This is a genomic window from Phormidium sp. FACHB-592 (genome assembly GCF_014695795.1).
GTDB lineage: Bacteria > Cyanobacteriota > Cyanobacteriia > Leptolyngbyales > Leptolyngbyaceae > Stenomitos.
Genome location: NZ_JACJOZ010000107.1, coordinates 1 through 12,595, shown reverse-complemented (window position 1 = coordinate 12,595; position 12,595 = coordinate 1). Strand labels below are relative to the sequence as shown.

The 12,595-nt window shown below is 49.1% G+C and carries 9 protein-coding genes; all 9 read left to right on the top strand.

Features of this window, described 5'->3' with window-relative positions:
* The first annotated feature begins 110 nt into the window (after positions 1-110).
* Positions 111-614 carry a GNAT family N-acetyltransferase gene (locus tag H6F86_RS30835; protein WP_190455455.1) on the top strand — a complete coding sequence of 168 codons (504 nt, stop codon included), beginning with the start codon at positions 111-113 and terminating at the stop codon, positions 612-614.
* 549 nt (positions 615-1,163) lie between these two features.
* Positions 1,164-1,736, top strand: coding sequence for a TetR family transcriptional regulator (locus tag H6F86_RS30830; RefSeq protein ID WP_190455452.1), 573 nt, complete (start codon positions 1,164-1,166; stop codon positions 1,734-1,736).
* A 158-nt stretch (positions 1,737-1,894) separates the two neighbouring features.
* Positions 1,895-3,103, top strand: a complete 1,209-nt coding sequence (locus tag H6F86_RS30825; RefSeq protein WP_190455449.1) for an MFS transporter — start codon at positions 1,895-1,897, stop codon at positions 3,101-3,103.
* 17 nt (positions 3,104-3,120) lie between these two features.
* Positions 3,121-4,290, top strand: a complete 1,170-nt coding sequence (locus tag H6F86_RS30820) for an HlyD family efflux transporter periplasmic adaptor subunit (RefSeq protein WP_347241456.1) — start codon at positions 3,121-3,123, stop codon at positions 4,288-4,290.
* A gap of 99 nt (positions 4,291-4,389) precedes the next feature.
* On the top strand, positions 4,390-4,524 hold the full coding sequence (locus H6F86_RS33040; RefSeq protein WP_277881735.1) for a hypothetical protein: 135 nt from the start codon (positions 4,390-4,392) through the stop codon (positions 4,522-4,524).
* 273 nt (positions 4,525-4,797) lie between these two features.
* On the top strand, positions 4,798-5,124 hold the full coding sequence (locus tag H6F86_RS30815) for a DUF2834 domain-containing protein (protein ID WP_190455443.1): 327 nt from the start codon (positions 4,798-4,800) through the stop codon (positions 5,122-5,124).
* A 383-nt stretch (positions 5,125-5,507) separates the two neighbouring features.
* Positions 5,508-6,677 (top strand): ABC transporter permease DevC, encoded by a 1,170-nt coding sequence (devC, locus tag H6F86_RS30810; RefSeq protein WP_190455439.1) that lies wholly within the window; start codon positions 5,508-5,510, stop codon positions 6,675-6,677.
* Between the two features lie 18 nt (positions 6,678-6,695).
* Entirely contained in the window at positions 6,696-7,439 is a 744-nt protein-coding gene (locus H6F86_RS30805) for a DevA family ABC transporter ATP-binding protein (protein WP_190455435.1), read from the top strand.
* Positions 7,440-7,971: 532 nt separating this feature from the next.
* The coding region (locus H6F86_RS30800) for an AAA family ATPase (protein WP_190455432.1) at positions 7,972-12,595 on the top strand (4,624 nt) is incomplete at its 3' end.

Genomic DNA, 12,595 nt, shown 5'->3' with positions numbered 1-12,595 from the left:
CCTCTTCGACCGGAACTTAGTATACTGTCGCTGTCCCTACAGGTCTGGTGACTTAAACATTGGTAAATTCTGAAGCGATCGCAAGTTGAGCATGAAAGTTCAGTTGAGCCATGAAAGTTCGAGCTGCCACTCCTGATGATGTATCTCTGATTGTCTCATTCATCCAGAAGAAATCAGAATTTGACCGCAACATCGGTGCCTTCTCTGGTGTGCTGCAAGTATCCGAAGACAAAATACGCAGGACACTTTTCGGAGCAAGGCCCTTTTCTTACATTTTGTTTGCAGAGTTTTCAGGGCATGAGGTCGGCTTTGCTTTATATGGCTTCAGGTACTCATCCTTTGCAGGTCAGCCGAGCCTTTGGCTTGATGATCTGTACGTGGATGACAAGATAAGAAGTCAGGGTGCAGGAGCAGCCTTAATGGCTCAATTAGCTCAAATTGCCAAGGAAAATGACTGTACTCATCTTGCTTGGAACGCTGATGCTCGAAATACCCGTGGGCTTCGCTTTTACGAGCAGTTAGGTGCAGAAGTTACGGAGCAGCATGGTAATCGATGTTTTTTGAGATGGGTTCTGTGGGCAGATGTACAGCAAGTCGATAAAGTGGACGGTTGAGAGGTATTAGTGGCGTTGCCAAAGTACCTACGCCACTTATTGGAATCGTTGCCGCTGAATCAGCTTGGGTCGCGCTCTAACTCAAGCTAAGCTGATTGTTTTTCTACCCTCTGAATCAATAAGAGTGGCAGCGGACTGTTGACCAGGTGAAAGCGCTCGGCTATAGCAAAAGAATGAAGGATAAACCGAAGCCCTGGCTCAAAGGAAGTTTCAAGGTTTATGTCTGTCCTCGCGTTCTCTTCGACTGCTATATGAACCTGTAAACTCTCGCCATCCCTATGGGGACAAAGATGGAGTCACCTTTGCAGACCTGGATGGCTACCGAGTCGTTTTATAGAAGGCTGAGTAGAGCTTGTAACCGCGTGATCGCAAAGCTAGAACTCATTAGCAGTGCTTTAGAAAGCAGGCGCTGCCTCACTCTGCGCCTGTTTCTACCGAGTTTCTCCAAAAAGATCGTGGGCTCCCTTGACCGAAAAACCGTCCAGACAGTATAGTAAAACTGTTGGTGTACCGTCTAGACGGTTTTAGAAAATTACTGCTGGTGTTCCTGTGGTTCCGATCAAAAAGTCACAAGCGCGGTCGCTCACCCATAGCACTCTGCTGCGTGCTGCTGCTCAAGTCATTCTCGACAAAGGTGTGGAGGCACTGACGCTCGATGCCGTGGCACATCAAGCTGGAGTCAGTAAAGGCGGCTTGCTCTACCACTTCCCCAGCAAGAATGCCTTAGTAGTCGGGTTAGGTGAGCAGCTAATTCAAGATTTTGAAGCAGCGCTACAAGCGGAGTTTGACCAGGATGATGCACCGGGAACGCCAGGACAGTGGGTCAGGGCGTATATTCGCTCGACGTTGCGGATGAGCAAACAATCATTGGCATTGATTGCCCGTTTGACATCGCTGATTGTAGAGATGCCGCCGGAGCTACTGCAGTTTGCTGAGGCGTATGAACAGCGCTGTCGGCAACGGCTCGAAACTGATGGACTTGACCCAACCCAAGCAACCATTATTCAGTTGGCGATCGATGGCTTGTGGTTTTCGGAAGTGTTCCAACTGGGCGCACCCGAGGAACCGCGTCGCGCTCAAGTGGTGGAAAGGTTGTTAGCGATGACGCGAGTGTCCAGCTAACGTGAACGCTTTGTTCTAGCCGGTTTGTTTAAGGCTGATGCTTTGCAGGGTCATCTAGCCAGTTTGACCTGCATTTTTGCCTCTCATTGTCCTTGTCACAGGCTTTACTACCTGCCAAACGATGACTGAACCAATGAATTAATGACAGGAGCAATCTAGTGGGACGATCGCTATTACACGATGCAAATTTTCGCCTGCTCTGGCTTGGACAAACGCTCATTCTCTGTGCCGCCCAGTTCTGGCTCGTCGCCTTAACCTGGATGGTGTTACAAAAAACTGGCTCGGGAGTCGCGATCGGAACGGTTCTCCTGGCTGCTGCCGTCCCTCGCGCCCTGCTGACCCTGGTAGGCGGAGCTATTAGCGATCGCCTGCCGCCCGGTCGCATTGCAACAGTTGCTGCTGCCATCAACACGCTTTTGGTGGGCAGCGTTGCAATTCTCCTGTGGTGCAAGATCTTTCAGCTTAGCTATCTCATCATCATTGCCGGAGTGTTTGGCATTGCCGATGCTTTTCTGTACCCAGCAACGTTATCGGTGTTGCCACAACTAATTGATAAATCACTATTGATCAAAGCCAATGCACTGATGCAGGGCGGTGAGCAGATTACTAACGTGATTGGTCCAGCAGCAGCGGGCATTGTCATTGGGACACTGGGTTTACCGATCGCCTTCACGCTCAACACGATTCTCTTTGCCTTGGGTGGCTTCTTTCTCTCCTTGCTTCATCAACCGGGACAGCAGCAAGCAGCGACCGTGCTCTCTGTTCAACAGCTATGGAGTGAAATCGTCGAAGGCGTACATTATGCCTGGAATCATGCAGCCATTCGGCTTAGCCTTGTGCTCGTCGCGATGCTAAATCTAGCGACCTTAGGTCCGTTAGTCGTTGGTGTGGCGAAACTGGTCGAACTCCGGTTTGGCGGCAGTGCTACAACCTACGGCTACCTGCAAGCCGCGTTTGGGGTAGGAGCATTCGTGGGCGTGCTGGCGAGCAGTCAGATCAAGTCAGTGAAAAATCCTGGATTGTCTTTGGTGCTGCTGACATACGGGCTGGGCATGGGCACCGCTGGACTGGGCTTTGTACAACAGCAATGGATGGCCTATAGCCTCATTGTACTGATGGGTTTAGGCGGTGGCTTTGTGGGGGTGATTGCCATCGCCTGGCTGCAAGAGCAAACAGGCTCTGCCATGCAAGGGCGAATGATGGGCTTGTTGACCTTTACCTCAGTGGCACTTGACCCCTTCTCTCAAGCCATTTCAGGCTTTCTCATGGATATCAATTTGACGCTGATGTTTGTTGTTGCGGGAACCACCATGCTACTGACAGCAGTGATCACCTCGTTTAATCACAGCCTTACAACAAAGGCTTAGAACAGGAGTAAATGATCGTGAATAGGCAACAACTGGGCCAACCGAATCATCGCTGGAGGCTGGGTCTAATGGTAGGCGGAGTGCTACTGACAGGGAGCATCGCTTACTACAATATGAAGCAATTCCACCAAGCCACCACACCAGAACCGACTCAAACCACAAGCGCTCAAACCATCACCGCATTAGGACGGTTGGAGCCAGCACAAGAGGTGGTCAACGTCTCTGTGCCTGCCGCCTTGCATAACGACCGCATTGCTCAACTGCTGGTGAAGCGGGGCGATCGGGTGAAAGCCGGTCAAGTGATGGCGGTGATGGATGCGCGCGAGCGCTTACAAAAGATACTTCTAGAAGCGCAGGAGCAGGTCAGCGTGGCTCAAGCTAAACTGGCACAGGTACGAGCCGGAGCCAAAGCGGGTGAAATTGCCGCCCAACAAGTGCAAGTTGTGCGCTTTCAATCAGAATTGCAGGGTGAAATTGCCACTAAACAAGCTGAAATTACCCGGCGGCGATCGGAAGTAAGAAACGCCCAGGCTGAATACGATCGCTATCAGTTTCTCCAGCAGCAAGGAGCCATTGCTGCCTCACAGTTCGACCAGAAACGATTGACATTAGAAACGGCTCAGGCACAACTAACGGAAACTCAGTCAAACCAAACTTTGCTAGCAGATTCGCTGCAAGCGCAGATCCGCGCCGCCCAAGCCACGCTCCGCCAAGTAGCAGAGGTGCGCCCAACGGATGTCCTAACGGCGCAGGCAGAAGTGAACCAGGCGATCGCCGCTGCCAAACGAGCCGCAGTAGAGCTAAAGCATGCATTCATTCGCGCGCCAAGCACCGGACAAATTTTGGAAATCTATGCCAAGCCCGGTGAGGCTGCGGGCGACAACGGCATTGTGGCACTGGGACAGACAGATCAGATGGAAGTCGTCGCGGAAGTGTATCAGAGCGACATCGGCAACGTGTGGCGAGGTCAGGTGGCGAGCGTCACAGGCGAATCCTTTGCTGGAGAACTGCGGGGAACCGTACGGGAAGTTGGCTTGCAGGTGAGTAAGCAGGAAGTGAACAGCAATCAACCGGGCGAAAACCTGGATCAGCGCGTGGTAAAAGTTAGGATTCGACTCAACCCCACCGATAGCAAGCGGGTCGCTGGGTTAACGAACTTACAAGTACAAGCGGCAATGCAACCGTAAGGTGGTGTGATGAAGTGGCATAGGAGATTCCATCTTTGGTTTCGGCTGGCTCGACACAAAGTTACGCCCTGGTTAGTGTTGGTGATAGCTACACTCAAATTGACTTGGACCTGTGGAGCCGAACACACGAAAGAGCAAGCTCGCCTCATGACCGCACTCACAAAAATTGACTTTGTGTCTTGGTTTGAACTGGCTCAAGAAGTAGTCGATGACTTGCCGTATTGGTTCTATTGAGTGATCGCAACTTTAAGCGGCGGCTCTGAAGAGACGGGATGCTAATCAAGGGAACGCATATGCCAGTAGAAGTGATTCGGTTGACACAATCTCAGTTGAATGGCGCTATAGACACTTTAGAGCGGGCCTTTGAGCAGTCCAGTTTGATCAAAAACATGGCTTTGAAGTGATGCGATTCAAGGAAGACTCAGTCAACCTACCGCCGTTTTGGACAATGCAACGGTTGCCCAAAGCAATCACAGTTCACGCATCTCATTCTCAGGAGCAATCATCATGCTGCAAACGATTTATTTGACGTTGTTCCTTCTGGGTACAGGGCTGCAATACGCCCAATTTATCCCGTTTCTGATTGAGCATGGTCTCGATGTCAAGCTGTTTGTTGAGCAACTCTTCGCCAACCAGATCTCCAGTTTCTTTGGTATTGATGTGATTGTCTCTGTGTTAGTTGTTCTCATGTTTATTGCTGCGGAAGGTACACGACTCAAGATGAGATATTTATGGGTCTATTTTGTCGGTGCGCTGTTAGGTGTAGCGGTTGGTCTGCCACTATTTCTACTCATGCGACAGCGTCAACTAGAAGCAGCAGCACAACTGGATTAGAAGCTAGCTTGCACTCGTTCCTTTGCAAGTGATGATCAGGAAGTTTCCAATTTGCAGCAACAAGTACGAGTCTTGTTTGGTTCAAACACATTCTGCCGTTTTGGCACTAATTCAACCAAACACTGTTTAATTCAGAACCTCCAGTGGTGCTTAATCCGGCTCAATGCTGACAATCGCACACCATTCAGTTTCTAGACGGCTACTTGTCAGTGGCATCCGTAGACGTCTTTCGGTTTGAGTCTCAGCAGCGTCTCATCCAGTTGGAAGAGGAAATGAGACAGCTAGAAGCTTGCTGGATTCGATCAGCAGCATGGTGTGAAGCACGCGCTGCGTAGCTGCTGCGACTGCAGACATCACATTACGACATCGCTAAGGAATAACCAATGCTTCGCCACTTTTTTCGCAAAACTCCCCTGGCTTGGTTGCAAGTTAAACGCGAGAAAACTCGACTGGCGGTTGCCCTCGCTGGCATCGCTTTCGCAGACGTCTTGATGTTTGTACAGATGGGTCTTAAAGATGCGCTCTACGACTCGGCGGCAAGTCCCTATGCACCGCTACAAGCCGACTTGTTTATCATCAGCTCCGGGTTTGAAAACCTGCAAGTGGTGGAAAGTTTCCCTAGAGAGCGGTTGTACCAAGCGGCAGGAGTGCATGGCGTGGAATCAATCAACTCGCTGTACATTGGGCGCGGGCAATGGCGCAACTCCCAAACGCGGTTGAGCTACACCATTCTCACCTTTGGCAGTAATCCGAATCAAGTGGCGTTCTCATTACCAGAAGTGAATCAACAGTTGCCCAAACTCAAACTGCTGAATCGGGTGCTATATGACAAGGCAGGGCGAGAGAACTTTTTTGGCAACGTACCGCAACAGCTTCAACAAACGCCATCGCTGCCTGTACAGATCAATCATCGATCGACTCAGGTCGTCGGCACCTTTACCCTCGGCGCCTCCTTCGCGGCTGATGGCAACCTGATTACCAGTGATTCCACCTTTCTCCGGCTCTTTCCCGAGCGTAAAGCTCACGAAATTGACATCGGGTTACTCAAGCTCAGAGCGAAGACAGACATTCAACAAGTGCAAGCAGCCTTGCAATCGCGCTTATCTAAAGATGTGCTGGTGTTAACGCTTGATGAGTTAACCACACGCGAGAAGAATTACTGGTCAAACGGCAGTCCGATCGGCTTCATTTTTGGCTTCGGCACCATTATTGGCTTTGTCGTTGGTCTCGTGATTGTGTATCAAATCCTTTACTCCGATGTCTCCGATCACTTGTCCGAATACGCCACCTTGAAAGCGATGGGCTACTCGGATCATTACCTGGTGGGTGTGTTGGTGCAGGAGGCGCTCATTCTAGCTGTATTGGGCTTTTTACCAGGCTTGGTGCTGTCCACTGGACTGTACTTTGTCGCCCGATCCGCCACGCTGTTACCGATCAGCATGACCGTGAGCCGCGCCGCGATGGTACTCGCCTTGACAATCGTCATGTGTACTGTATCGGGTGGCGTTGCCTTGCGGAAACTGCAAGCTGCTGATCCTGCCGATGTGTTTTAAGACAATGGAGTGCTATCAATGCGATTACAACCCTCTGTCACTACTTCTAAGCAATTATTGGAACAACCTGTCATTTTGGCTCAACACCTGAACCATTATTTTGGTGAAGGAGACCTGCGGAAGCAGGCATTATATGACATCAATCTGGACATTTATGCAGGCGAAATCATTATCATGACTGGTCCCTCTGGTTCTGGCAAAACGACGCTGCTGACTTTGATGGGTGGACTACGATCAGCTCAAGAGGGCAGTCTCAAAATTTTGGGACAGGAACTCAATGACGCAACCAAACAGCAACTCACTAAACTGCGTTGCAACATCGGCTACATCTTTCAGGCACACAATCTGGTGACCTTTCTCACGGCTAAACAAAACGTGCGGATGGCCTTGGAATTACACGAGCAATATCTTGATCAAGATATGGACGCGCTCTCAACCGAGCTTTTAGAAATCGTTGGTTTAGGACAGCGAGTGGATTATTACCCAGATAGCTTATCGGGTGGACAAAAGCAGCGAGTGGCGATTGCCCGTGCCCTAGTCAGTCGTCCCAAGCTTGTCCTGGCTGATGAACCCACTGCCGCGCTGGATAAAAAGTCGGGGCGTGATGTGGTGGAACTAATGCAGAAACTAGCAGCAGAACAAGGTTGTACCATCTTACTGGTGACTCATGACAACCGCATTTTAGACATTGCCGATCGTATTGTATACATGGAAGATGGTCGTCTGGCAGATCATCCCGACTTGGTTGCTGCAGCCGAATAATACCTTCAAACTGAGCTTTTTCGTTGTCTACCGCGATCACCTACGGGCGGTTGCGTCCTAATGTTTCGAGTCACAGGTTGCTGAGGGTAACGGGCAGCACCTAGTCTTTCACCGCCCTTTGGAGGCTAAATTGATTGTAAGCCATAGGTTTTAATTATTTCGTTTGTCGTCTACCTTGTGGCCTTTGTTGTTAAACTTCAGCGTTAATCACACCATGTAAATGAGCAGAAAATATAGCGCGATTTGCAAATGAGTTGCGCAACGAGTCAGAGCAGCTCCAGTCTAGCGTTCTAGCTTTTGATAAGTTGACATCCAACTGCCTTTAAGGAACAGCAATTGGAAGTGAATAAAACCCTGCAACGCGCGCAGGTTCGAACGTTGTAAGCTTGTGCTACCTATTTGCAAATTGCGCAAAATCTTTTGCTCAGTCACACAAGCTATAAAGATCGACACAAGGAGCTTTAGATGCTGGAGTTTGGCAAGCGATATACTTTGGGAAACGGCTGACAGTCCTTTATCGAGGGAGCATTCAATGATTACCCTGCCTGGAATTACGATCCACAGCAAAATCTATGAGAGCTTAGCCTCTTTAGTGTATCGGGGCATCAGAGAGCAAGATAACTGTGCTGTGATTGCCAAAGTGCTCAAGCAGGATTATCCCTCGCCTCAGGAATTAACTCGTTATCGGCAGGAGTATGAAATTACTCGTTTTCTCAACCTTGAAGGCGTCGTCAAGGCCTACAGCCAGCAAGACTACCAGCGCACGCTGGTGATGCTTTTGGAAGACTTTGGTGGCGAGTCTTTAGAAGGCTGGAGGCGGCAACAATTAGACTTCTGTCCCATGCCGCTGTCAGTTTTTTTGCCTCTGGCGATCGCCCTTACGGATACTCTCGGCAAAATCCATGCGGCTCATGTCATCCACAAAAATCTTAATCCTGGCAACATTGTCTTTAATCCGAGGACTGGCGTGGTCAAAATCATTGATTTTGGCATTGCCACTCGCTTCAGTCGCACCAATCCCACCTTCAAAAGTCTCCATCTTCTAGAAGGAACCCCCGCCTATTTGTCGCCCGAGCAAACCGGACGCATGAACCGGCTGCTCGACTATCGCACTGATTTCTACTCACTGGGTGCAACCTTCTACGAACTGTTGACGGGACAATTGCCATTTCCCACCAGTGATCTCCTGGAACTAGTTCACTGTCACATTGCCAGACCGCCGATTCCCCCGCATGCATTGAACGCCACGATTCCCCAACCTGTTTCAGATCTGATTTTGAAACTGATGGCAAAGAATGCGGAGGATCGCTATCAAAGTGCTTGGGGCATCAAAGCAGATTTAGAACGCTGTGCGCAGCAACTGGCAGCAGTGGGTTTAATTGCACCGATGCCATTGGGACTGCAAGATGTTTCTGAACAGTTCCGCATTCCTCAAAAACTGTATGGGCGAGAAGCGAAGATTGCAGCCTTATGGGCGGCGTTCGACAGAGTGGCAGGGAGGGAGGGCGTCGGGGCATGGGGAAGTGGGGGAGTAGAAGACATTACCCTACCACCGCAGCGTGAAATGATGCTAGTCTCCGGTTATGCTGGCATCGGCAAAACGGCATTGGTGCAGGAACTTCATAAACCGATCACCGCAAAGCACGGCTATTTTAGCTCTGGCAAATTTGACCAATTTGGGCGCAACATTCCCTACAGCGCCATTGTGCATGCCCTGCAAAAGTTAGTGCAGCAACTCTTGAGCGAACCGGAGGAGCAGGTGGAAGTGTGGCGATCGCGCCTGCTCACGGCTCTGGGCAGCAACGGACAAATCATCATTGATGTCATCCCCGAAGTTGAGTTCATCATTGGCAAACAGTCGCCTATACCCGAAGTTGGAGCAACTGAGGCACAGAATCGCTTCAATCTCACGTTTCAAAGATTTGTGCGGGCGTTTTGTGCCAAAGAGCATCCCCTGGTCATTTTCTTAGACGATCTACAGTGGATCGATGCTGCGACGTTGAAGTTAATCGAACTCATCTTACTGGATAAGCAAAGCCAGTATCTGTTTTTGATCGGAGCCTACCGCGATCACGAACTGACGCCAGCGCATCCGTTGGTCTTAACGCTAGAGCGCCTGCGAAAAGGGGGAGCAGTACTTCAGGAAATTATCCTGACCCCCTTAACCCTGGAACCGTTGACTCAACTGGTGGCTGAGACCTTACATTGCAATCCTGACATCGTTCGTTCTCTAGCCCAAGTCGTGTTGCGTAAAACCGAGGGCAACCCTTTCTTTGTGGGTGAATTTTTGAAGCTGCTGTATGGCGAAAATCTGTTGACCTTTGAGGCCCAACAGTTGAGTTGGCAGTGGAACCTGGCAGAGATTGAAGCTCAAGCTATCACCGCTAATGTGGTGGAGTTGCTGCTGCGTCAGTTGCAGAAATTGTCGGCAGCAACACAGCAAACTCTCTGCATCGCGGCTTGTGTCGGGGCTGAATTTGCTTTAGAGACGTTAGCCATCATTTGCGAAAAATCACCGAAAGCAATTTTCCAGGATCTACTAGCAGTAATACAAGCGGGCTTAATTCAACCGTTGTCTGAATTGGACGAAGATTTGTTGGTTCAAGAGTATAAGTTTCTGCACGACCGCGTGCAGCAAGCGGCTTATGCTTTGATTGATGAATCGCAAAAACAGGTGGTTCATCTCCAAATCGGTCGCAATTTGCTCGAAAAAACTTCACCAGAGCAACGATTCGAGCGGTTGTTTGAAATCATCGATCATCTCAATCAAGGACTTGAGCTAGTCACGGCTCAACCAGAACGAACTGAACTTGCCAGATTGAACTTAAGGGCCGGTCGGAAAGCAAAGGCAGCAACGGCTTATGAAGCAGCTTTTAAGTATTTCACTACAGGGCTTAAACTGCTTGATAGGGAAAGTTGGCAGCGTGAGTATGACCTAACTTTGGTGTTGCATTCAGAGGCAGCAGAGGCAGCCTACCTCAGTGGTCACTTTGACGAAATGGAGCGGCTTGCAGAAGCAGTGCTTAACTGTGCAAAGACGGTGCTCGATACCGTGAAAGTTTACGATAGCAGGATTCAAGCATGGCTGTCGCAGGGAGACCCTAAAGAAGCCCTGAAAACTGGCTTGGAAGTGCTGCAACGCTTGGGAATTCGTTTAGTGGAAGCTCCAAGTCAATTAGATGTTCAAGCAGGATTAGAGGAAACCGCTTCACGATTGGCTGGGCGGGAAATCGAAGATTTGATTGATTTGCCAGAGATGACTGCACCTGTGCCACTGGCAGCAGTCTACATTTTAGCAGGCATATATACTCCGGCTTTTATTTCGACACCCGCTCTGATGGTGCTGATTATATGCAAGATAGTAAATTTATCGATCGCCCATGGAAACGCGATCTGGTCGCTACTTGGTTATGTTGGCTATGGCATGATCCTATGTGGCGTTGAACAAGACTTTGAACTGGGCTATCAATTTGGCAAATTATCCTTAAATTTAGCGAAACAATCAAATAACAAGAGAGGTAATTGCAAAGCATTGATGATGGTGAGTTTCCATATCATTCTCTGGAAAGACCACCTTAAAGAAACGTTCCCTGGCTTTGCTGAAGCTTGGCAAAGCGGTATAGAAAGTGGAGAGTTTGAATTTGCGGGTTATTCTGCAATTGGCCTATGTTATTATCCCTTTTATGCAGGACAAGAACTGACAGAACTGGAACAACAAACCGCGATCTATCGGAAAGCCACCCATCAAATTAGACGAGAGACTCCTGCCACCTGGCTGGCAATGTTGCAACAAACGATCCTGAACCTGCGAGGTCAATCTGAAACCCCAAGTCGCTTAGTGGGTGGTCTCTACGACGAAGAGCAAGCACTGTCATGGACGATCGCGGCAAAGGATGGAACTGGCTTTCTCTTGTTTTACTTAAATAAGCTGATTTTATGCTACCTGTTCGGAGAGTATGAGCAAGCTGCAAAAACGGCTACTTTGGTAGAACCGTATTTAAACACAGCCACAGGATTAATGTCTGTTGCTGTATTTCGTTTCTATGACTCCCTAATCGTTCTGAGCGTGTTGGCAAATGCTGCAAACTCTGAAAAAGCATCCTGGTTGAATCGCGTTAATGCCAATCAGGAGAAGATGCAGAAATGGGCATGCCACGCCCCCATGAATTTTTTGCATAAATACCATTTAATCGAGGCAGAGAAAGCGCGAGTTTTAGGGCAATTTCTTGAGGCTGAAGAGTTTTATGAACGGGCGATCGCAGGTGCTGCTGAAAATGAGTATATCCAGGAAGAAGCACTCGCGTATGAATTAGCGGCTAAACATTATCTAGCGCGAGGTCGGGAAAAGATTGCTCAGACCTACATGAAAGAAGCACACTATTGCTACGATCGCTGGGGCGCAACTGCTAAAGTCAAAGATTTGGAAGATCGTTATCCACAACTATTTCCTCAAGCGTCCAATATAGTTTCTACATCAGTTCGCACCACGACTGGAACCACCTCAAATACCTCACATATTGCTCTTGATTTAGCGACGGTAATGAAGGCATCCCAAGCAATTTCGAGTGAAATTGAATTAGAAAAGTTGCTTCATTCTTTAATGCAGATTCTAATTGAAAATGCTGGCGCACAAACCGGCTATCTGCTCTTAGAAAATGTAGATGAGTGGACGATTGAGGCAGCTTGCGAACTTCGTGATGGGAAAAGCGTTTGCGCTACGCAAGTACTGCAATCGACCCCAATGACAAATCGCTTATCTGAACCCATTGTCCAGTATGTCATCCGGACTCATGAGCCAGTCATCTTAAATGATGCAACTCGCGAAGGCAAGTTTATCAATGATCCCTATCTTCAACGCCATGAAGCTAAATCAGTTTTGTGTTTGCCACTACTGAATCAAAGCAAGCTTGTCGGTGTGCTGTATTTAGAGAATCAACTAGCAACTGGGGCATTTACACCAGAGCGAGCACAACTCTTGAATTTACTCTCGACTCAAGCGGCAATTGCGATTGAGAATGCCAAACTCTACTCAAAGCTTCGTGGTAGCGAAAGCCAGATCGCTCAGTTTCTAGAAGCAGTTCCAGTGGGCATTGGAGTTTTGGATGCGGTTGGTCGCCCTTACTATGTCAATCAACGCGGTATTCAGCTACTAGGCA